We start from the raw sequence: 21,063 nt of genomic DNA, 5'->3' as shown, positions 1-21,063 counted from the left end.
CAAGGACCTGATGTCGTCCACCCTGGTCTCCGAGACCACCGCCGAGACCCTGAGCGAAATCCAGGCGGATCAGATCAGCCGCTACCGCGCCGCGTGGAAGGAGGCGGGCCACGCTCGGACGCCGCGCGTGTCGGTGTCCCGCTCCATCTTCCCCATCGTCGACGGCGCGGACATGCAGATGTTCGGCCGGCAGGCCTCCGGTTCCGACCAGGTGGGTGCGCTGCCTGATGTCGGCTCCACCACCTTCGGCCGCACCTACGCCGCCGAGCCGGACAAGCTCATTGAGCAGTGGACGTCAACGTGAAGATCTTGGAGAACTTCACCACTCACGTCGCTCCCGCACTGGGTTGGCAGACGAACCGCGAAGGACCAGTCACCGGCTATCCCATCGACGAATTCCTGCAGGTCGCAGGCTCCTCACGTTAACCTCAGTTCAGCCCATATTGAAGAGTTCATTATGCGATGTATAGTTCAGCACATGCTGACTATTGCTTCGCGCCTCGACGTCATGAACCGGCTCGGCCGGGCTATGGCCGATCCGACGCGCTCCCGAATCCTGATGACCTTACTAGACGGTCCGAGCTACCCGGCCGTGCTCTCGGAAAGCTTGGATCTGACCCGCTCGAACGTCTCGAACCACCTGTCCTGCCTGCGCGATTGTGGCATTGTCGTCGCCGAGCCGGAGGGCCGCAAGACCCGCTACGAAATCGCCGATCCGCATCTTGCGGCAGCGCTCGACGCGCTGGTAAACGCGACGCTGGCTGTCGACGAAAATGCCCCCTGCATCGACCCTGAGTGCTCGGTACCCGGCTGCGACCAGAAAGGAGCGGACGCATGAGTTCCGCATGTGGATGCGAACACACACCCGCCCCGGAGATCGAAGAGCCCGATCGGCCGTGGTGGAAGGACCCCGAGCTTCTGCTACCGATCTTCTCCGGCGTAGCTCTCTGCATCGGCCTGGCGCTGGATTGGAACGGGCTTGAGACGCCCGCGAAGGTACTGTTTTGGGCCGGCCTGCTGTTGGGTGCGTCCACGTTCGCGCCTGGAGCGATCCAGAACCTTGTCACGAAGCGCAAGCTCGGCATTGGTTTGCTGATGACGATCAGCGCGGTCGGCGCGGTGATCCTCGGCTTCGTCGGAGAGGCCGCGGCGCTAGCGTTCCTGTACTCGATCGCTGAGGCGCTGGAGGACAAGGCAATGGACCGGGCCCAGGGCGGACTGCGGGCACTGTTGAAGTTGGTACCGCAGACCGCGACGGTGCTGCGCGACGGCACGGCGGTCGAGGTCGCAGCGAAGAACCTCATGGTTGGCGAGCTAATGCTCGTGCGCCCCGGGGAGCGGATTGCCACGGACGGCATCATTCGGTCCGGGCGCTCTAGCCTTGACACCTCAGCGATCACCGGAGAATCCATTCCGCAAGAGGTTGCGCCCGGCGACGAGGTTCCCGCGGGAGCGATCAACTCCGCCGGTGTACTGGAGGTCGAGACGACCGCAGCTGGCACGGACAACTCGCTGACCACAATCGTGAACCTGGTCGAGCAAGCGCAGGCGGAAAAGGGCGACCGTGCCCGGATCGCCGACCGGATTGCCCGCCCCTTAGTGCCCGGGGTGATGATCCTGGCGGTGCTGGTCGGCGTGATCGGCTCGCTGCTGGGCGACCCCGAGACGTGGATTACCCGTGCGCTGGTTGTCCTGGTCGCAGCGTCGCCATGCGCGCTGGCAATCTCCGTGCCGCTGACGGTAGTGGCCGCGATCGGCGCGGCCAGCCGGTTCGGAGTCGTCATCAAGTCCGGCGCGGCGTTCGAGCGGCTCGGCGGCATCCGTCACCTGGCGGTGGATAAGACCGGAACCCTCACCCGCAACCAGCCCGAGGTTACCGGCGTAGTCCCGGCAGACGGATTCGATCGGGCGCAGGTGCTTGCCTTCGCGGCGGCAGTTGAGCAGCAATCAACACACCCCCTCGCCGCGGCGATCGCGGCAGCCGGGCCCGAAGTGCCCGCCGCCCTAGACATCACAGAGGAAGCCGGGCACGGCATCGGCGGCACCGTCGACGGTCGACGGGTGCTGGTGGGCAGCCCCCGGTGGATAGACGCCGGGCCGCTGAAAGCAGACGTTGAACGAATGGAGTCCGAGGGTCAGACCTGCGTCCTAGTCACCGTCGATGACACCCTCGCCGGGGCGATCGGGGTCCGCGACGAGCTGCGGCCCGAGGTACCCGAAGCCGTACAGACCCTGCACGCCAACGGCGTGGAAGTGAGCATGCTCACCGGCGACAACATCCGCACCGCTCGGGCACTGGCTGAAATCGCCGGAATCGACGACGTGCGCGCCGAGCTGCGCCCGGAGGACAAAGCAAGCATCGTCGCCGAATTCTCCTCCAAGACACCGACGGCGATGATCGGCGACGGCATCAACGACGCGCCGGCACTGGCGGGCGCAACGGTGGGCATCGCGATGGGGGCGACCGGCTCTGACGCCGCGATCGAGTCCGCTGACGTCGCCTTCACCGGCCACGACCTCCGGCTGATCCCGCAGGCGCTGCAGCACGCCCGCCGAGGCAGCAGGATCATCAACCAGAACATCGTGCTGTCTCTGGCCATCATCATCGTGTTGATGCCGCTGGCGATCAGCGGCGTGTTGGGCCTGGCCGCCGTCGTGTTGGTTCACGAGGTCGCCGAAGTCATCGTGATTTTGAACGGCCTGCGGGCTGCGCAAGCGAAGCGCTGAGTTCATCGACACGGCCCGCGATAACCTGGGCAGTGTGCTTGGCAAAGGGCCCCACACCCATCAGCGTTGCCGAGCCATCGCCGGTCCAATTGCCGTAACCGACGAGATGCAGATTCTTCACCGCGGTTTCGCGGCCGTGCATGAGGTGGCGGAACGGGCCGAGGGCCGGACGGAAACCAGTGCACCAAATCAGGTGGTCGTGGTCGAGCTCGCTCAAGCTGTCGAAGATGGGGGTAGCGGTGAGCTGACCGGAGTTGCGGAGCTCACGTAGATGAGGAAGCGCGACAATGTCTCCCAGGTTCGGGCCGGAATCGCCGCCGAGAATCCGGCGGCGGCTGCGGAGAAAGAGATCGCGGCCATCGACATCGTCAGGCATCCAGCGCGGCGGCTCAAGTGTGAACCATGTGACCTCCGACGTCCCGATGAGGTCAGCGGCGATCTGGGCACCCGAGTTCGCCCCACCGACCACCGCGACCTTCGCGCCGCGGAATGGTTCGGGACCCGGGTAGGTAGACGAGTGCCACTGGCGTCCGTGGAAGGTACCGGGATAGTGGGGCACGAACGGCGCGGACCACGTGCCTGTGGCCGCGACAACATGTTCCGCTGTGAATTGGCCGGCGGTCGAATCTAGGTAGAACATCCCTCCCTCATGGGACACGCTGCGAACGTGCACTGGGCGCCTCACCGGGAGGTCGTACCGTCGTTCGTAGTTTTCGAGATAGTCGATGACATGGCTTGCCGGCGGGTACCCCGGGTATTGCGGCATCGGCCAGCCGGGCAGATTGGAGAACCCCGCGGCGGAGAAAAGCGTCAGTGAGGGCCACGCGTGCAACCACGCTCCCCCAGGTTCCTCATGGTTGTCTAAGACCAAGAAATCCACTTTAAAACGCTGCAGGTAGTATGCCGTGGCTAGGCCGGACTGGCCACCACCGACGACGATGGCCGTGTGATGCTCAGCCAATCGATCATCCCTCCAGAGTCCTTGTCGGCGAGCGATTGGATCACGCTTCAACCTACCCCCATTGCCTGAAGCGTCCTAACGACCCGCGTTACACGTTGCACTTCAACTTGACGGCGTGTCGGCGCAAAGAAACCTTTCTGCTAAAGACAGTAAGTAAATCCAGGGAAGTACCGCAGGATGCGGTCATGGCGCTATCCCCAGGGTGAACGTAGGGTGTGGGGCATGCAGGACCTGACCATCGCACCCGGCCCGGGTATCCCCGGCGGCTTCGTCGTCGCCGCCGCGGATCTGACGGAGCGGTTTGCGAAGGCGTCGGGCCCCGGCGGCCAGGGCGTCAACACCACCGACAGTAAGGTGCAGCTCTCCATCGACATCGCGGCGTGCGCATCGCTTTCCGACGCCCAACGCCGCCGCGCCCTCCACAACCTCGAACACCGCCTAGACGGCACTGTGCTCACCGTGAGCGCGTCGACGCAGCGCTCGCAGGTCCGTAACCGCGCCGAGGCGCGAGAGCGCATGGCCGCCCTATTGCGTGAGGCGCTCGCCCCACCGCCTCCCCCGCGGCGGAAAACGAAGCCGACGCGTGGCTCGGTGCGGCGCCGTCTCGAAGCGAAGAAGCGGCGCTCGGAGCTGAAGTCGACGAGGCGCCGGCCCCGGCTGCCGTAACACCGCTCCTGAAGCACGGGTACGGTGCGGACTATGCGTGACTCAACTTTCGCTATCCGCCAGATAACCTTCGACTGCAACGATCCCTCTCGGCTCGCCGAATTCTGGTCCTCCGCGACAGGGTGCGAGATTGTCGCCGACTACGGAGACTTTGTCATGGTCGGCTCCACCCCGGCACTAGGTTTTCAGCGCGTTGCCGACCCCACCCCCGGTAAAAACCGCGTTCACATCGACGGCGGCGGCACTGAACGCGAAGCCCTAGTGGAGCGCCTCAAGATGTTGGGTGCCACTGAACTCGGCAGTCATGAGGCACCGGGACTCGTTTGGACCGTTATGCAGGATCCAGAAGGCAACGAGTTTTGCGTGGGCAGCCCCGAAGCGTAACTACACGTTGAACTTGAACTCGACGGTGTGTCGGCGCAAAGAAACCTTTTCGCGAAAGACAGTAAGTAAATCCAGAGAAGTACCGCAGGATGCTGTCATGGCGCTATCGCTCCCGGAACATCTAGCAACCCAGGAAGCAACAGGGCACGGAAAGATGCTCGTCAAATGTACATATTTTTCATGCAGCAAGAGTTGGAAGGATTACTGCTCCGTTTCTAACCCCACTGCGGGTTGCCCACATCCACACCTTCGGCCGCCGCGTGGGCGGTGACCAGCTCGAGCAGGTAGTCTTGCGCGCCGCCGTAGGCTTCGTGGAAGCGCGCGTCGTCAACGTACATGCGCGCGAGGATGAGCTGGCGAGCCGGGGTCGCCTCGTACCACTGGGCGATGCTTGCGCGGTGGCGCTCCACCAGTGCTTCGGCTTCCTCGGAGCCGGGTTCCACGCCGGAATCGCGTGCGGCGATCAGATCCGCGGCGAGTGCGTCCTGTTCTTCCTGCAGGCGCTTGAAGTCGCCTTCGCCCATTTGAGCGAGCTTTTCCTGGGACTGCGCCCACTCCGGGGTATCACCCCAGCGCTGCTCAGCCTCCTCCTGGTAGGCGGGCATATCTTCGCCGAGGTACTTCTTCATTGCGTCCATGTCGATAGATCCTTTCGTTGCGTTGTCAATGAGGTGCTGGACAGATGTGAGTTGGGCGTCGAGCGTGCGCCGTCGAGAAGCGAGTGCTTCTTGGTGGTGCTTGAGGGCGCGGGTGAGGTCGGCTCCGGAGGCGTCGAGAAGCTGCGCGATCTGCGCAAGCGGCACGCCGACTCCGCGGTAGAGGGCGATGGCCGCGCCGCGCTTGAGGTCCGCCTCGCTGTAAACGCGGTGGTCGGCCCACGTGCGCGCGGGTGCGATGAGGCCGAGCGTCTCCCAGTGGCGCAGCGCCTTGGTGGAAATGCCGAGGGCTTCTGCGGCCTCGCTGATTGTGTATTCGATACCATCTGCCATGGTTGCGATTGAACAGCTTGCCGCAGGGGCAAGTGCAAGTTGGGAGCGATAATGGACGAAATCCGCGTGGGCGACGCCGAGCGCTCGGACGCGCTGGACCGGCTGGGCACACTGTTCGCAGACGGCTACCTTGATGTGGGAGAGTTCGAAGAACGCACAGGTCAAGCCGCGGTTGCGCGCACTCGCGGGGAGCTTTCAATGCTTTTCAACGACCTCCCGGCCGAACCGGTCGCATTGGAGAAGCGGACGCCGTCCGAGGTCGAACTGGATGAGAAACTTGCAGCGAAGCGGAAGATGGACACCGCGATCTACACCACCCTCATTTGCGGCTTGGCGGTCTATTTGGTGCTGCAGATTGGGCTGGATCTGGACTTCGCCTGGGTGGTGTGGCCGATGATGGGCGCACTCGCGTTCGCTTGGTACGCCGTCTTCGACATCTCCGACGAGGAAGATGAGATCCTCGAGGAACTGCTGGAGAAGGAACGTTCTGATCGCGCCGAGCGGCTGAAACTCGCCGCCGAGCGACGCAAGGAGCTTGGGAAATAGCCGAGAGTTTCCTGCGCCCGCCGGTTAGGCTCCCGGCCACCCGCCAATGAAGGATCAGTTTGTCCCCCTCCTGGTGTGATGGGGCAGGCGCGTAGCGTTTGTGTCATGCGTATTTTCACCGTAGGCCACTCCAATCTCGAGTTTGCAGAGTTTGTGCGGATGCTCCGTACTGCCGGCGTTGAGTCGATCGTTGATGTGCGCAAGCTCCCCGGGTCTCGGAAGTACCCGTGGTTCAACGACGACTACCTCACCGCCCACCTGCCCGAGGACGGCATCGCCTACAGCCGCAGCGCGGGGCTCACCGGCCGCCGCAACGTCTCACGTACCGTTCCCTTCAAGGTCAACGGCAACTGGCGCAACCGCAGTTCCACAACTACGCCGACCACGCCCTTGGCGACGAGTTCGTGGCCACGCTTGATGCCCTTCGAGACCAGGCCGCTGAAACCCCTACCGCGGTGATGTGCTCAGAAGCGGTGTGGTGGCGTTGCCACCGCCGCATCATCGCCGACCACTTGCTTGCGCACGGGGACGAGGTGTTGCATGTGACGGGGCTGGGGGCCGAAGGTGCGTCGATAAGTGAGGCAACCTTGAACGAAGGCGCGGTAATCGGCGACGACCCCTCGTGCGCTACCCCGCACCGCCCGAAACGAGCGGCCAGGGTGACTGACCGCGACTACTGCTGCCGGCGGAGCGCGCCTTTGTAACGGGCCCTCGCAGCCTCGACGTCCTCGGCGTTGTGGGAGGTGGGCACATCCGACCGGTCCGGGAAGACCGCCTTGCCTTGCGGCAAGTTGATGGCAGGCTGGTTCGGCTGCGGGTCCTCATCGGGGCGCAGGTGGGCGTGCGCGTAGTCGGCGCAGTGGTCCAAGAACACGCGCGGCGGAGCAAAGAAGTTGCAGCCCGTCAGCGCCTCGGAGAAGTCCAGGATGCGGTCGTAGTTGCCCTCCGGCTCGCCGATGAACATGCGGCGCAGCATCACTTCGGTGACGCGGGGGTCGCGGGCGTAGCTCATGAAGAAGGTGCCCTGCTTGCCCAGCGCGTCGCCGAACGAGAGGTTGTTGCGCACGATCTCTAGGCCGTTGCCGTCCTCGTCCTCAACCTGATTGACGGCCACGTGGCTGTTCGGGGCCTTCTCATCCAGCTCGATGTCGGAATGCTTCGTGCGGCCGATGACCTGCTCCTGCTCCTCCACCGGCAGGGTGTTCCAGTCCTTGAGGTTGTGCACGTACTTCTGCTCGACGATGTAGCTGCCGCCCTTCCAGATGCCGTCGCGGATGATCGCAACCTCCACGCCCTCCTGGCCGCGGGGGCTCTCGGTGCCATCGACGAAGCCGAGCGGGTCGCGGAAATCCTGGTACTGGAAGGCGTGAACCTCGTCGTGGTAGTCGATGTGGTCCTCCACGATCGCGTTGATGCGGCGGGCGAGCTCGAAGGCGACGTCGAATTCGTCGGACCGGATGTGGAAGAACAGGTCGCCCGGCGTGGACGGCGCGTGGTGCTTCGCGCCGTGGAGCTCGACGAACTCGTGCAGGTGCTCCGGTTTGTCCAGTGCGAAAAGCCGGTCCCACATTGTCGCGCCGATGCCGGCCACCGCGGTCAGGTGCGCCTTCGGGTACCGGAAGCCCACGCCGTTGGTGAGGCTGGACAGGCTGGAAAGTGCCTCGAGCGCGGCCTCCTCGCCGCCTTCCTTGAAGCCGAGGGTAATAAACAGCGCGTCCCGCGACTGCGGGAGAATCACGGTCTGGGTAACTTCTGCCTGGTTCCTGCTTGTCATGGGGAGTAAGTATTCCCTATCGGCGTGAGTTGCGCTTCACAGCTCCCGGACGTACAGGAGCATCCGCGAGCCCTGTGCGATGTTGGTGAAGCCGTGCCGCTCGTAGAATCTCCGGGGTCATCCTCCTCATCATCTCGGTCGTCATCGCCGCGTTCGCAGTCGTGGCGTTTTTCGTGCTGCGTTCCGGAAAAGACGTCACCGAGCGTCCACCTGGCAATCCCGGTGTCGCTGGCCCCGTAGTCAATCAGGGAAGTCCTCGCGAGGCCATCATCAAATTAAAGGAGTCGCGTAAGCAACACCGGCAAGGGCGCATTCCGGAGGAATAGCGCATCAGGCACGGGCGACCTGCAGCGGCTGAATAGCCTCGATCTCGGCCAGAATTCGATCCTCCGCCTCATCGAGGTCGTACTGAGTCTGCAATCCAAGCCAGAATTGCGGGCTCACCCCAAAGAACTTTGCCAAGCGGAGTGCCGTGTCAGCAGTGATCGCACGCTTTCCGTGGGCGATCTCGTTGATCCGGCGCGGGGGAACGCCGATGGAAACGGCGAGCTTGTGCTGGGTGATACCCATTTCATTGAGGAAATCCTCCATGAGGATCTCTCCTGGGTGGACAGGAGGGAGCTTGTCAGTGATAGTCAACTATCTCAACCTCCTCTGGCCCTGCGACGGTCCACCGAAAGCAGATCCTCCACTGGCCGTTGATACGGATACTGTGCTGACCCTGCCTATCACCCTTGAGCGCTTCGAGGCGGTTGCCGGGCGGAATCCGCAGGTCCTCAAGACTCTGCGCGGATCCGAGGATACGCAGCTTGCGCAAAGCCACAGAATGGATACGCGGATCGATCGAGCGAACCCGCTCTCGGTTCCACAACCGTTCGGTGTCTTTGTCAGCGAAAGACTGGATCATGCTTCACCGTACCCCCCATAACGCGAAGCGTCAATAACGCCTCGCGTTACACGTTGAACTTGAACTCGACGGTATGTCGTTGCAAAGTTACCCCCTCTCGTTAACACCATCAAAAGGAGTGTTATCCAATGAAAGCGTTCGGCTTCTTAAGCTTCGGGCATTACGCCTTCGGCAGCTAGTGCGGGCCATCTGCGGAAAAGATCGCCAAGACTCGTCTGGAGATCACCCAGGCTGCGGACGAAATCGGCGTGAACAACGCGTCCTTCCGAGTCCACCACTTCGCGCTGCAGGCCTCCGCCCCGATGCCGCTGCTATGTGCTATCGCGGCCACCACCAAAATCATCGAGGTGGGCACCGGCGGCATCGACATGCGCTAGCGCATATCGGGGTTGTAGCGTTTGAGTCATTGACTCCCGCCATCTACAAGTACCTACACACTTGATCGGTGCTGCACGTTTCAGGATCCGGGTGCGCGGCGTCCTGGCTAAGGTCCGCGATAGTGTCGCGCAGCACGGAGAGCTGCGCGATCTGCTGCTCGATCTCAGCGAGGCGCACGTCAAGCAGGTCGCGCACGTGCTCGCAGGGCGCATGGCCGCCGTCGCGGATGTCGAGGATCTGGCGGATCTGGGCGAGGGTGAGGCCCGCGGCCTGGCCGCGGTGGATGAAGTCGATCCGAGCGACCGTCTCGGGCGCGTAGTCGCGGTATCCGGACGGCGTGCGCTCGGTCGGGGGCAGAAGGCCCTGTTCCTCGTAGAAGCGAAGGGTCTTCGCGGTAGTGCCCGCCCTCTCGGCGAGTTCTCCGATCCACATTGCTGTCTCCCTCCGTGGCCGCGCTTGACCTTCCCCTGCACTGGAAGGTCCAGTATGGCTGAGACAGAGCAGAAAGCCAAGAGTTGACAGGAGTAGCGATGCCTACGAAGTACGATCTCGCCATCATCGGATCGGGAGCCGGCGCGTTCGCCGCTGCGATCCGCGCCAGCACGCTCGGGAAGTCGGTGGTGATGATCGAGCGCGGGACGCTCGGCGGCACCTGCGTGAACACGGGCTGCGTCCCGTCGAAGGCGCTCATTGCCGCGGCCGGCGCGCGGCACGTCGCGGTCGACGCCGCAACCCGGTTCCCCGGGATCGCGACGACGGCGGATCCCGTCGACATGCCCGCGCTGATCGCTGGGAAGCAAGCGTTGGTGGAGTCGCTGCGCGGCGAGAAGTACGCCGACGTCGCCGACTCCTACGGCTGGCAGGCCCTCCGCGGCGACGCCTCGTTCGTGGGCACCCCTGATGCGCCGGTTCTCGATGTTGCCGGATCCGACGGAAGCGTCGAGACCATCGAGGCCCACCACTACCTGGTCGCGACTGGTTCTCGCCCGTGGGCACCGCCGATCGACGGCCTGGAGGAGACCGGATACCTGACCTCGACCACGGCGATGGAGCTGACGGAGGTCCCCGAGTCGCTGCTGGTGCTCGGCGGCGGCTACGTCGCCCTGGAGCAGGCGCAGCTGTTCGCCCGCCTCGGCTCGCAGGTCACGCTGCTCGTGCGGTCCCGGCTCGCCTCGAAGGAGGAGCCGGAGGTGTCGAAGGCGCTCCAGGAGGTGTTCGCCGACGAGGGCATCCGCGTCGTCAGCCGCGCAGTGCCCACCCGGGTCTCCCGCGGCACGGGAGGCGAGGCCGTCGTGACCGCCGCCTTGTCCGGCGGCTCGCAGGAGTTCCGCGCCGACCAGGTCCTGGTCGCCCTCGGACGCCGTCCCGTCACCGATGGCCTGAACCTCGATGCGGTCGGGGTGAATACCGGAGACTCCGGCGAGGTGGTCGTCTCCGATCGGCTGCAGTCCTCGAACCCGCGGGTCTGGGCCGCGGGCGACGTGACCGGGCACCCCGAGTTCGTCTACGTCGCCGCCCACCACGGCACCCTCGTCGCCGAGAACGCGTTCGCCGACGCCGACCGGTCCGTCGACTACGCCCGCCTGCCGCGGGTGACGTTCACCGGGCCCGCGATCGGCGCGGTCGGGATGACCGAGAAGGACGTCCTCGCCGCGGGGATCCGCTGCGACTGCCGCGTCCTGCCCCTGCACCACGTGCCCCGCGCCTTGGTGAACCGCGACACCCGCGGGTTCATCAAGATCGTCGTGAACGCCGAGACGAACGAGATCCTCGGCCTGACCGCCGTCGCCAAGGACGCCGGGGAGCTCGCCGCCGCAGGCGTCCACGTGCTCGGCAGGACCGTCGCCGAGGTCGCCAACGCCTGGGCCCCCTACCTGACCATGGCCGAGGGCATCCGGATCGCCGCGAAGGCCTTCACCACCGACCCGTCGCTGCTGTCGTGCTGCGCATGAACGGCAACACAGGCAATCGGGGAGATCTCATCCTGAAGCAGACGATGAGCGCCGATCAGGACCGCGACGAATGGCGCGCCGGTCCCGTCGTCGCTGCAGTGACCGGGCTGCTCTTGCTGGCATGCTGCGCGCTTCCGTCGCTGCTCTGCTGCGGCCTGCCGTTCATCGCGGCGGGCGGAGCACTCGCAGGCGTCGGTGGGCTCCTCGGTAATCCCTGGATCATCGGTGCCGGGACCGCCGTCGTGATGGCCGTCATGGCGGGGATGCTCGTCAGGCTACGGCGGCGGCACTTGCGCCGCAGGTCCGGCTGCTGCGAAAATCCTTCGACCGCTGATCGGAACCGGTAGTTCGAGCGGATCCAGCGATCACTGCCACCTGCGGAGGCCGCTGAAATCGAAGCCCGACGGGAGAAGGAGGAGCAAAAAGCGTTCGAATCAACCGGTGACGAGGATAATACTGAGGCTGGATCCCGGCCGTCGCGACGCGGTCTCCGCTTCCGCCGAGACGAGAAAGGGTTGTGGGCACCTAGGCTGGGCGGCATGAACGACCTGACCATAGCGCCCGGCCCGGGGATCCCCGACGGTGCGGTCATCGCCGCCGATCTCGCGGAGCGTTTCGCGAAATCGTCGACTCCAGGCGGCCAGGGCGTCAACACGACGGACGGCAAAGTCCAGCTTTCCATCGATGTCGCCGAATGCGCATCGCTTACCGACGCCCAGCGTCACCGTATCTCGCGCAACCTCGAGCACCGCCTAGACGGCTCCGTCTTTACCGTGACTGCGTCGACTCAGCGGTCTGTGTTTCGCTCCTGGTCCTCTCGCTTGCACCTGCGACACAGCCTCGTGCCCCCGGGCCGTAGCGTTCGGGGGAGCACAATAGCCCCAGTCCTCATCACGTCCCGGGATCAAAGAGTTCATCGCAGAGGTTAAGCACTACACGTTAAACTTAAACTCCACCACGTTACGAATCGGATCAACCTCTCCCGCCAGGAGACATTGGCTCCAATGAAACCCGCGGCCCTTTCGAGCGCTATCGGTTATAACCGCTCTGAATCCGTTATGGCCTCACTGATGCCGTACGCGCCAAGCTCTAAGAGAGAGTCCAAAACGTCGAGCAACTCCGCTCGGTGGGTACGATCCCGGCACTGCGCTAGCCCACGCACCACCAGTTCACTGATGTAATGCGCATCTCCCGCTGCGCCGGTGCGAATGTCCGCGGCATCGTGCCCGAAGACATCGACGAACCGTTTTGCAGCTCTCAAGACCAGTTCATCGACCTTATCCGGCGCGTACTGTAGCGTGACCAGCAACTGGGGCGTGGCGTGTTCGTAAGCCGGCGAGTCGATCAAAGCCGCGAGTAGTTTAACGAATGGCTGGAGCGGTTGCTCGCGGAGGTGAAGCGCCACAGTAGCCGCTTCCTTACGCACCCCATCCGCCTCGTCGTTCATAAGCCGGGTTAGGGTCGCCGTGGCCAGTTCGACATTCGAAGTGCGATCGACACACTGAACACAGGTTTCAGCGATGCCCTTTCGGGCGTGAAAGTCTCCCGACAGCGCTTGTTTCATAAGATCGGGGCGGTCCCATTCCATCGCCGCGAACGCCGCGACGGCGCCACCAGCCTCACGAGCTTCGGCATCATCCGATGCCAACATGCGCTGAATTACCGGATCTATAACCTCGGGATTCACGTTGCCGATGTAGACCATCAAATGCTGAACAGATCCGGCGGCGAGGAGACGATCGTCAGTATTGATCAGGGTTGAGAACGCCCTCATGACCTCTGGGCGAGCATGCCGTAGCGCGGCGGCGAGGGTGTAGGCAACGCACGAACGGACACTGAGTACCGGATCACCGGCCATCGCGTTGAGATATGGCGCGACCAGTGCAGTTCTCTTGCCGTCACTGTCGGTGACCAAAAGATCGCCGAGAGCTTCGGCCAAACTCCCTCGTACCGTGTTGATGCCGTTCAATTGCATATCCACGGCACTTGGTGCGTCCGTTCCATCCCGAACGATCACAGGAGAACAATCGGCCGGATCCAGCGCGTTCACAGCGCTGTCTCTAATCAGTTCGACCAGGTCAAGCGGCACTTCGCGGTAGTATTTTTGTAGCGCCATCCCGAGCCACCGATCATTTTCTGCCTGTCCCAGCGAAGCAATGTGACGGACAGCGTCGAAGATCAGCGGCGCGGTGCTATCGCTCGCATCGGCCTCGCCAAAGCCCCTAAGCATCGCACCGGAGTAAGCCGCATTGAACTCTGGGGACAGCCGCAGCGCCAGCCTAGCGAAGCGCTCGGGGTTTGCGGCTACTTGATTGCCCAGCACGCTGGACAATTCATGGGCCCCGCCGGTGAAGGTCGCCCAATTCGTCTTGTCAGTGTCATACTTTGACATAGCCCTCAGCCACTGTGAATCGCTCATTTTCTTTGCGGCACCAAGGCCGATCGGCGAACCGATGGAACCACCGGTAATTCCCTGTGGCTCTGCGGGGGCGTCCTCCCCAAACTTCCGTCGATATTCCCCGAGGAGTCGTTGACCGACCGTAGTAAGCCGCGCTTCTTCCAGGGCGGATAGAAACGTGAAAGCCGAGCGTCCCGAGCCGCAGTTACTCCCCCACTCGCAGGGCAAATCTCGAAACAACTTCTCGAGCCGCTGGTGAATTTCGTCGGACACGTCTGGTGCAATCGCCAGGACAAGCTCCCGTGCAACCCATAGGGAATCGGAGATATAGCCGCAACGGAGACGACGTCCGCCTTGGAGCAAGAGACTCGCCGCCCACCCGGCAAAATGCTCTGCGCCCGCTGACAACGCTCGGTAGAGCAAGAATTGCGATCCGTCGTAGGGATCGGAAGCCAGTTCCTCGAGAAGGAACCGGATCTCCTCAGGGGCGCTCTTTGCCACACTCTCCAGCGCTCGGACCGACGCCGCCAGCAGGATGCCATCAAGCCGGTAGCTGCCGAAGTCATCGTCCTTGATGCGAAAGCTGAAGTGCAGATCGCGAATCAGGCCGTCGACGCCAGGCTCGATCGCGGTCCTCGCCATGACTCGTCGGAGATACGGCACCGTGACCAGCACGAATGCCAACGGTTCAGCATGTGCGGTATACCTAACGAGTTCGGCGGCGCTGTACTCTCGCATGCCGAGCACAGTCACCTTGCCTTCCTCGTTAAGCGTCAGGGCATCCCCGTGATCGATCAGCCGAGCCTGCAACAACTCGATCGCCCAAAGTGGTTCGTGCTTAGGCAGGTTGCGCATCGTTAGCCAAAGTTCATGCTGTGCCCCATCGTAGGCGCCTTCGCGAACTCCTTCGAGCACCAAATCGAACAAATCTCGGTTCTGAAAGACATCCGAAAAACGGCTGACCCAACGCAACCAGCGGTGATATTCCGGCTGGGCCTTGCGGTCCCCTAACAGCTTTGCGATCGATACCGGGTGCTCTTTGACCGCACTAGCCATCATATTCAACGCGTGATTCCGCATGCCCTCGTTCGGGCCATCGAGCCAAGCAGCAATCTGACCATCCTCAAGGAATCGCCTGAACCACTGTGGTCTACTCAACTGCTGCCAGAGCCGGTCTTCAAAGCCCGGATGTCCCGCGGCGATCCGGACCATCACTTCGGCATCGGCAGTCGTCGGCGCAAGAAGATTAGCTACGACGGCAAGGACTGTCTCCTTTATGTGAAATCGGATGTCGTTAGCGGTAAGTACTGATTCGACCTCGGTATGGAAACGATCCGGCGCTCGCTCGTAGAGATGTTGCAGGACCTGGCGAACCTGGGCACGTCGAAAAAGTGCCTGCTCGTCACGGAGCAGGAAGTCAACGAGTGACTCCCCGCGTGACACCCACAGACGTGCGAAGGCGTAGTCGAAAAACGTTTCATGGAAGAACGCGATGCGACCGCCGTCTTGCGCAAGCAAGTGTTCTGAAACGAGGACGTTGGCGTCTTCAATAAGGTCCTCATCGTCCAGAATCTCGATTGGGACAGACAGCGCTTGCAGATCGCTTGCAGCGTTGGCGATCCGACTGACCACGTCGTTGAATCTGACATTCACTCGCCGCGAACGCACTGCTTGTCGCTTGCGCTCCCAAAACGCTTCAAAGAGCGATCCGCGCGAATGAAAGGCCAGCGCTTCAGCCTGAGTCGAAATCGTTTGCAGGAGTACAAGGTGCAGCGGCGTCTGCAGAAGGGCTAGTTGTGATTGATTTAACCGCGCTGGGTCGAGTCCCATTCTTGTCACTGCCGCTTCGACTTCCTCCTTCGACAATCGGTCGACTTCCACCGTTGTTACGTCGGTACGAGACGCAAATGCGCGGATACGGTGATCATTATCGATGTCGAACTGGCGACATGCCATAACAACACGGATTCCGCACACTGACAGTGCTTCGTCGATGAGATCCATAACGACATCGAAACTCTCCGGCATACGTCCGGAGGCAAGACTCACCGCGTCGAGTTGGTCGATAATCAGGAAGGCGTCGCGATCGTCAGCCGCCCTCGCCAAAGCGGCTGCGGGAGAGACTTCGAACCCGAACTGATGCCCCAACTCGACAGTCGACGCGAACGGACCACATCGGTCCAATCGTAGCGCCAGCACCTCGGCACCAGCCGATTCAAGAGTGGCAGCAGTTTGTTCGAGAACGGAACTCTTCCCACCTCCCGCCGTACCTGCGACGAGCCCGATCCGATATTTATCAAGCGCCTCCACTAGGTGGGCGGCCTCTGCACGCTTAATCGGTGGTTGCAAGAGTTCACGTTCAACGGACTGACGCCAGCTTTTCGTGATCTTAAACACCTGCTGGTGCGACGTCAGATGCGACCCAGGTTCCAGTGGCTTGATGCCCCTTTGAGCGAGAAGAGCAAAAAGTTCAGTTCGAGTCAACCGCTTACCGAGGTTGTCGAGAAGGATATCCCCTATAGCAAGAGATATGAGGTCGCCGCTAGCTCCCCTCAGACTGCACACAGCAAGCATACTGTTCGTGCGGACGATGTCGAGTTCATCTTGAACTAAGAACCGCATTCCGCGAAGTGTGTTCCAGGCCACTTGGGGATTGCCTAGGATTTCGGCCGCCGCCAATTGGTTAAAGACCGGTGTTAGCTCTTTAGAAAGCCAGCAGTCGGTGAAACTCGTTAGATCATCTGACTTGCGAGCACGATCGGACAATTCTTGTAAGGGCCGGCACGGCACCAGGGAGACAAAATGGTAACTTCGGCCCGCCGCCACATGCTCCGCAGCCGCCTCGAAGATCTTTTGATCGGCGAGAGCCTTGACTGTCCAACTGTTACTAGTGCCGTTCTGTCGTTTTAACTGGTGCACTTCGGTAACGAGACCGTCGTCGTAAGTGAACTCGGAACCTCGATTTAGCTCGGCGTCGATGTCTTCCGCAGTCAACGCCCGTCTATCGTCGACGATGCAATATAAGGCATGGCGGATAGCCCATGCGAGCTCGTACCTATTTCCAAGTTTGTCTGTTTCTCCGCCAGGTCTAGGCGACATCAGACCTCCGAGATCACTTTCAACGTGGGATGCCGTATGGCGACACTCATAGCAGACTAGTGCAGGCTCGGCCGAGTGTGGGCACCGAGTGTGAGGCACTTGCGTCTATTTAAGTACACTCAAACGACTACGGGCCAAAATGCGATTACAACTAAAAGTAACCCTGTCCAGGAACTACACGTTGAACTTGAATTCAACGTCGTGTCGGCGCAAAGAAACCTTTCCGCTAAAGACGCCGCCAGCTTCATCACCCCGACCGCCCTGCTGATGGTGCAGACGGTCGAGGCCTCCCCCGTCTGGCCGATGCTGGTCGCCCGCACCGCAGCAAGTCGATCGAAAGCACTTCGAGATCACTATCGGGGTGTGTGATCTCCAGGCGCTGGGTGCGGTGGTCGTAGCTGATGGTGCCGCTGAGCTGGACGTCGCCCAGGCGCAGCAAGACGTCTGAATAGGTGGTCATGGACATGGTGAAGCCACCTAACGGTCATGTGATCGCTGTCAGGAGGGCTCCCGGCACCGCCTCAGCGGTGCTTCTCCTGGGGTTCCAGGGATATCTGGAGGTCGAGGGCCTTGGCGAGCTTCAGCAGGCTCGTGGACGAGACCCCACGTCCCGTTTCGAGTCGGGCGATGGTGGGGCGCGAGACACCGGAGCGCTCGGCCAAGGCGGACTGGCTCCAGCCAAGGGCTCTCCGGGCGTCGCGGACAGCGTTGCCGAAGAGGGTCCGATCCGTGACGTCGGCCACGGTCACCTCCTCGATGAGTCGCGTACCGTTCCGAGCAGTGGGGTGGCCGTGTCAGTCATTGACAGCTCCCATGGTCGTCACGTTTCCGTGCCTGTTGGTGAGGAGGGCGATGGCCATCTCCGCGGCGCGAACGGCGGCTGTCTCTAGACGGTCGGCTTCCGCCGAGAGAGCCGTGGCCTCATCGGAAAGGTCGGCGATCTCGTCCTCCTGCGCCTGGCTGAATCTGGGCACCAGTACGTCACGGATGTCAGGCGGGTCAAGGTGAGGGACGGAGGTGCCTGACGCGTAACGGACGACGCGTGGTCGCCCATAGTCCACGTGGTTCAGCACGGTCTGCAGGTAACCGGTGCGCGCCTTGGTCTCGTCGGGCACGATCCGAATGAGGTCGTCGCTACCGAACACGCCTTCATGGTTCTCGGTGAGCACCATGGTCCGTCCCAGCAGGCCGTAGGTCTGGCCTGAGCGCGCCGTGATGATCCAACCTGGTTGGAGCATGTAGCGGTCGGGGTCGGGCAGCAACGCTGAATAGATACGCTTTGTCACCGGCGGGTTCACGTCGAACAGTTCGCTCGCGGAGCGGTACGGGGTGCCATTGGGGCCGAAGTATCGCTTGAATCTTGAACCGAGCGAGATGGATTCGACGAGATCGTCGAGCGGCTGAACGGATAATCCGGCAGCCTGGACCATGTCCTCGACCTGGCGCACGTCCGCGCGGTGGAACTGGCCCTCCATGCGTCGCCTGCCGGTCAACAGCTCAGAGCAGCTCACCGTGGTGTAGGGGCTTGCGGTCGGGACGAGTCCCTGAGGGTTGACCAAGCCTGCGTAGAGGTCGTCGGCCTGCCCTTGCAGCCGCCGGGCGTGCTGCCTCATCTCTAAGGCATTCTTCGCGTCCTGCCCGATGTCACGGCGGACGTCCAGGCTCGGCATCGCCACGGGCATCTGCTGGACGTGCTCGGGTTCCAGGTGCTTGATCATGTGACCGTACTGGGCGCTGCGAGCGATGGCGAAGAACGTAGGCGTCTTCATGTAGGCGTAGAGCCAGCCGTAGTCGGCGGGATCATGAGCGTCGATCCGAAGGAGGTCGTGCGTGATGACCTTGTCAAGATGCTCGTCGTAAACGGCGGTGACTCGGCCGACCTCGCCGGAGCAAGACAGGAGCAGCGAACCGACGTCGAGGTACCGGGTCTCGACAGCCGGGATCATGGCTTCAGCCAGCCACTTCCGCACGCGAGGTTGGCTCTCGAAGACCTGCCCGGCAGAGAGGAAGGGTAGCCCCTTGCCGTCGTTGACCGGAAATCCCTTGAGCCGCGAGGGCTGCCACACCTTAGCGAGCTCAGCCATCTCAACCGTGGAGTCGAGCGCTTCGAGACCCTGTCGCAGACCGAACCCGTCAGTGAGGAACGTGGAGGCTTCCAGCCTCCGTTCGCCGCTCGTGAGGAGCTTCGAGCTGACCGGTGCCCAGAGGACGCCGGAGTCGAGCTCTTTGGTTAGTTCCTCAGAACCCAGTTGCCGGGCTAGAGCGTCCGCAGCCATGATCTGAACTGCTCGGCGATCTCCTGGGTGTTGTCGTCGAGCACCCTCTCCTTGGCCAGATGGGTCTGCTCGTTGTCGTCACCATCGGCCGCGGTGGTGACCGCGTCCTCGGTTTCTCGAACGATCTCGTAGCCCTGGTCATCGCGCATATAGACAGCGTTACCACGCTTGTCATGACCGATGTGGTCACAGATCGCCATGAAGACCTCGTAGTCGTCGATCTTACCCGCAGCCATCTCGTCTCGGATCTGACGGTCGGACTTGCGCTGCAGAATGAGCACCGAAGTCTGAACGCTGGTCCCCGGCTGGAAGGTGTCCGGGTGGAGGTCCACTGACGCCAGGACGGTGGTATGCGTCAGGATCCACTGCCGCACGTAACCAAGCCCGGGGCTGCCGAGGATGCCATCAGGCAGGACCAGCGCGGCGCGGCCGGTGCCGGTCTTGAGGAGCTGGACGCAGCGCTCGATGAACAGGATCTCTGGCGGGCGCGCCGAGGTCTTGGTGGTCCTCGACCAGCGGTCCGAGTCTTCGTCGTACTCCCAGTGGTGGCCGAGATCGAACTGCTCCAAGATGGCTGGATCGTCAATCGGGATCTTGGAACCGAAAGGCGGGTTGGTCAAAATCACGTCCACAGTACCGAGCAGGTTCCGGGCGCGGAGGTCCTCGGTCCATCGCATGGGGTTGTCCAGGGAGTTGGCCTGGAACAGCCCACCTGAACCGTCGTTGTTCATGACCATGTTCATCTTGGTCGCGCGAACGAGGTTGGGATTGAAGTCGAGCCCGACGAGGTTGTTCTCCAGGAAGTAGCGCTTCCGGTCACGGATGGAGTCATCCTGGAGCTGGCGGCTGCGCCCTGAGGCCCGAACCTCGCGCTTTACCCCGGCGATCACGTGGTTCATGGCGGAGATGAGGAATCCGCCGGTGCCGCAGGCCGGGTCGAGGATCAGGTCCTTGTCGGTGGGGTCGAGCATCCCGACCATCATGTTGCAGACGTTACGCGGGGTGAAGAACTCGCCCCTGTCGCCGCGGAGGTTGGAGCCCACAACCTCCTCGTAGGCTTTGCCCTTGACGTCAACGTCGGAGTCCAGGAGCGAGAACATTTGGAGCTGGGTAACGATGTAGGCCAGAACCTTCGGCTCCAGCTCGATCTCCTCGTTGGCCTTGAAAATCTGGGGGTACTGCTTCTTGACGCCGGCGAAGAGCTTGCCGATGCGGCTGGTACAGCGCATCAGACCGGTGATGTTCTGGCGCTCCTTGGGCGTAGCGTAGAACTGCGGAGAGCTTGAGTCACGCTCGTCTTGGATCTTGCAGAAGATCAACTTCAGCAGCTCCCAGAACGCCTCAGGCTTTTGCATGCCCTGGTTGCCGGCGATGTAGCTGTGGGCGCGGCGGAAGGCGAAAAGGAGTGAGTCCGACGCCGCGGGACGCAACTGCTCGAAGCGAGGAGTACCGGCCTCGACGGTGTCTCCACAGTACGGAATGTCCGGGATCTCGACGGAGACTCGGTGACCATCGTCGTTGGTCTCGAAGGCGTAGGTCGCCATGTCCTCGCCATTAGTCCACATTCCGACCTCGACGTTGGGGCAGGCAGCCATGTAGCTGAGCATTTGCTCGACGCCATCCTTCTTCATGGACGGGCGAACCTTAGAGCTCTTGCACTCGATGATCAGCCAGGCGTTGGCTTGGGTCTGCTCGACAGCACGTAGTCCGGGCGGGAAGATCACGATGTCGACTCGGACGCGGCGGCTCCCGAACTTGATCGGAACCTCGACGCGAATGTCCTTCTTGTCGTAGCCGTACTCACGGACCAGCGACTTGAGGATCTCTTGCCTGACGTATTCCTCAGGAGTGTCCTGCCGTAAGGTGGCCCCGTCGATGAAGTCGAGGACTTTACCCGGCGGGACGATGGCCACGCCTCCATGCGGGGCATCAACTTGCAGCGGCACGTTCGAGTCCTCTCACCTGTGGGGCCTCGTCTGAGGCCCGAGCTTTGAGGATCCATAGCA

Annotated in this window: 21 protein-coding genes and 3 pseudogenes; 12 read left to right on the top strand and 12 right to left on the bottom strand. The window is 62.5% G+C overall.

Translation table 11 applies throughout. The features are described 5' to 3' along the window. Positions 1-4 precede the first annotated feature (4 nt). From JZY91_RS03565 to JZY91_RS03555, 3 genes and pseudogenes are all read left to right on the top strand, one after another. A pseudogene (locus tag JZY91_RS03565) lies at positions 5-426 on the top strand (alkane 1-monooxygenase); the annotation flags it as partial. Between the two features lie 52 nt (positions 427-478). Then, complete coding sequence (locus JZY91_RS03560) at positions 479-838, top strand: helix-turn-helix transcriptional regulator (protein ID WP_234948595.1); 360 nt, start codon at positions 479-481, stop codon at positions 836-838. Then, a complete protein-coding gene (locus tag JZY91_RS03555; RefSeq protein WP_234948594.1) occupies positions 835-2,727 on the top strand; it encodes a cation-translocating P-type ATPase in 1,893 nt (630 codons plus the stop codon). The genes JZY91_RS03560 and JZY91_RS03555 overlap by 4 nt, the downstream gene beginning before the upstream one ends. On the opposite strand, the gene JZY91_RS03550 is transcribed toward JZY91_RS03555, so the two are convergent. Next, positions 2,681-3,688 (bottom strand): NAD(P)-binding domain-containing protein, encoded by a 1,008-nt coding sequence (locus tag JZY91_RS03550; protein ID WP_234948593.1) that lies wholly within the window; start codon positions 3,686-3,688, stop codon positions 2,681-2,683. The genes JZY91_RS03555 and JZY91_RS03550 overlap by 47 nt on opposite strands. A gap of 222 nt (positions 3,689-3,910) precedes the next feature. Here JZY91_RS03550 and arfB point away from each other — a divergent pair, with 222 nt between their 5' ends. Together arfB and JZY91_RS03540 are read left to right on the top strand one after the other, a co-directional pair. After that, complete coding sequence (gene arfB, locus JZY91_RS03545) at positions 3,911-4,354, top strand: alternative ribosome rescue aminoacyl-tRNA hydrolase ArfB (protein WP_234948592.1); 444 nt, start codon at positions 3,911-3,913, stop codon at positions 4,352-4,354. Between the two features lie 33 nt (positions 4,355-4,387). Next, positions 4,388-4,738, top strand: a complete 351-nt coding sequence (locus JZY91_RS03540) for a VOC family protein (protein ID WP_234948591.1) — start codon at positions 4,388-4,390, stop codon at positions 4,736-4,738. Between the two features lie 215 nt (positions 4,739-4,953). Here JZY91_RS03540 and JZY91_RS03535 read toward each other — a convergent pair whose 3' ends face one another. Further along, on the bottom strand, positions 4,954-5,727 hold the full coding sequence (locus JZY91_RS03535) for a MerR family transcriptional regulator (protein ID WP_234948590.1): 774 nt from the start codon (positions 5,725-5,727) through the stop codon (positions 4,954-4,956). A 51-nt stretch (positions 5,728-5,778) separates the two neighbouring features. Between JZY91_RS03535 and JZY91_RS03530 the strand changes: the two genes are divergently transcribed. From JZY91_RS03530 to JZY91_RS11700, 3 genes are all read left to right on the top strand, one after another. Continuing rightward, positions 5,779-6,273 carry a DUF1707 domain-containing protein gene (locus JZY91_RS03530; protein WP_234948588.1) on the top strand — a complete coding sequence of 165 codons (495 nt, stop codon included), beginning with the start codon at positions 5,779-5,781 and terminating at the stop codon, positions 6,271-6,273. Positions 6,274-6,378: 105 nt separating this feature from the next. Next, positions 6,379-6,732 carry a DUF488 family protein gene (locus tag JZY91_RS03525; protein WP_234948586.1) on the top strand — a complete coding sequence of 118 codons (354 nt, stop codon included), beginning with the start codon at positions 6,379-6,381 and terminating at the stop codon, positions 6,730-6,732. Then, positions 6,678-6,977, top strand: a complete 300-nt coding sequence (locus tag JZY91_RS11700; RefSeq protein ID WP_255695752.1) for a DUF488 domain-containing protein — start codon at positions 6,678-6,680, stop codon at positions 6,975-6,977. Before JZY91_RS03525 ends, JZY91_RS11700 begins: the two co-directional genes overlap by 55 nt. Here the strand turns inward: JZY91_RS11700 and JZY91_RS03520 are convergent. The 4 genes and pseudogenes from JZY91_RS03520 to JZY91_RS03505 all read right to left on the bottom strand — a co-directional run bounded on the left by JZY91_RS03520 (position 6,947) and on the right by JZY91_RS03505 (position 8,954). Then, positions 6,947-8,047, bottom strand: coding sequence for a Dyp-type peroxidase (locus tag JZY91_RS03520; RefSeq protein ID WP_234948585.1), 1,101 nt, complete (start codon positions 8,045-8,047; stop codon positions 6,947-6,949). The two genes, JZY91_RS11700 and JZY91_RS03520, sit on opposite strands and share 31 nt — an antisense overlap. Positions 8,048-8,083: 36 nt before the next feature. Beyond that, positions 8,084-8,161: pseudogene (locus tag JZY91_RS03515) on the bottom strand (GNAT family N-acetyltransferase); the annotation flags it as partial. A 216-nt stretch (positions 8,162-8,377) separates the two neighbouring features. Continuing rightward, positions 8,378-8,638: a HigA family addiction module antitoxin gene (locus tag JZY91_RS03510; protein ID WP_234948584.1), complete on the bottom strand. Its 261-nt coding sequence runs from the start codon at positions 8,636-8,638 to the stop codon at positions 8,378-8,380. A gap of 34 nt (positions 8,639-8,672) precedes the next feature. After that, on the bottom strand, positions 8,673-8,954 hold the full coding sequence (locus JZY91_RS03505) for a type II toxin-antitoxin system RelE/ParE family toxin (protein WP_234948583.1): 282 nt from the start codon (positions 8,952-8,954) through the stop codon (positions 8,673-8,675). Positions 8,955-9,082: 128 nt separating this feature from the next. Between JZY91_RS03505 and JZY91_RS11815 the strand changes: the two are divergent. After that, positions 9,083-9,328 (top strand): annotated as a pseudogene (locus tag JZY91_RS11815) (alkane 1-monooxygenase); the annotation flags it as partial. A 46-nt stretch (positions 9,329-9,374) separates the two neighbouring features. Here the strand turns inward: JZY91_RS11815 and JZY91_RS03495 are convergent. Then, the gene (locus JZY91_RS03495; RefSeq protein WP_005290994.1) at positions 9,375-9,764 is read right to left on the bottom strand and encodes a heavy metal-responsive transcriptional regulator; all 390 of its coding nucleotides are present in this window, start codon (positions 9,762-9,764) and stop codon (positions 9,375-9,377) included. 98 nt (positions 9,765-9,862) lie between these two features. Here JZY91_RS03495 and merA point away from each other — a divergent pair, with 98 nt between their 5' ends. Next, complete coding sequence (merA, locus tag JZY91_RS03490) at positions 9,863-11,284, top strand: mercury(II) reductase (protein ID WP_234948582.1); 1,422 nt, start codon at positions 9,863-9,865, stop codon at positions 11,282-11,284. Next, positions 11,281-11,631, top strand: coding sequence for a hypothetical protein (locus JZY91_RS03485; protein ID WP_234948581.1), 351 nt, complete (start codon positions 11,281-11,283; stop codon positions 11,629-11,631). The genes merA and JZY91_RS03485 overlap by 4 nt, the downstream gene beginning before the upstream one ends. A gap of 87 nt (positions 11,632-11,718) precedes the next feature. Here the strand turns inward: JZY91_RS03485 and JZY91_RS03480 are convergent, their stop codons facing one another. Both JZY91_RS03480 and JZY91_RS03475 read right to left on the bottom strand, forming a co-directional pair. After that, positions 11,719-12,033, bottom strand: a complete 315-nt coding sequence (locus tag JZY91_RS03480) for a hypothetical protein (RefSeq protein WP_012359882.1) — start codon at positions 12,031-12,033, stop codon at positions 11,719-11,721. Between the two features lie 287 nt (positions 12,034-12,320). Next, the gene (locus JZY91_RS03475) at positions 12,321-16,676 is read right to left on the bottom strand and encodes a hypothetical protein (RefSeq protein WP_234948580.1); all 4,356 of its coding nucleotides are present in this window, start codon (positions 16,674-16,676) and stop codon (positions 12,321-12,323) included. 204 nt (positions 16,677-16,880) lie between these two features. Between JZY91_RS03475 and JZY91_RS03470 the strand changes: the two genes are divergently transcribed. Beyond that, a complete protein-coding gene (locus JZY91_RS03470; protein WP_234948579.1) occupies positions 16,881-17,150 on the top strand; it encodes a hypothetical protein in 270 nt (89 codons plus the stop codon). A 152-nt stretch (positions 17,151-17,302) separates the two neighbouring features. Here the strand turns inward: JZY91_RS03470 and JZY91_RS03465 are convergent, their stop codons facing one another. From JZY91_RS03465 to JZY91_RS03455, 3 genes are read right to left on the bottom strand one after another with little or no spacing between them, the layout of a single operon-like run. Beyond that, entirely contained in the window at positions 17,303-17,524 is a 222-nt protein-coding gene (locus JZY91_RS03465; RefSeq protein WP_234948578.1) for a helix-turn-helix transcriptional regulator, read from the bottom strand. 51 nt (positions 17,525-17,575) lie between these two features. After that, positions 17,576-19,057, bottom strand: coding sequence for a hypothetical protein (locus tag JZY91_RS03460; RefSeq protein WP_234948577.1), 1,482 nt, complete (start codon positions 19,055-19,057; stop codon positions 17,576-17,578). Further along, positions 19,039-21,003, bottom strand: a complete 1,965-nt coding sequence (locus JZY91_RS03455; RefSeq protein ID WP_234948576.1) for an N-6 DNA methylase — start codon at positions 21,001-21,003, stop codon at positions 19,039-19,041. Before JZY91_RS03455 ends, JZY91_RS03460 begins: the two co-directional genes overlap by 19 nt. Positions 21,004-21,063: the final 60 nt, after the last annotated feature.

This window comes from Corynebacterium sp. CNCTC7651 (genome assembly GCF_021496665.1).
Classification (GTDB): domain Bacteria; phylum Actinomycetota; class Actinomycetes; order Mycobacteriales; family Mycobacteriaceae; genus Corynebacterium.
This window is presented reverse-complemented; position numbering and strand designations above follow the sequence as displayed.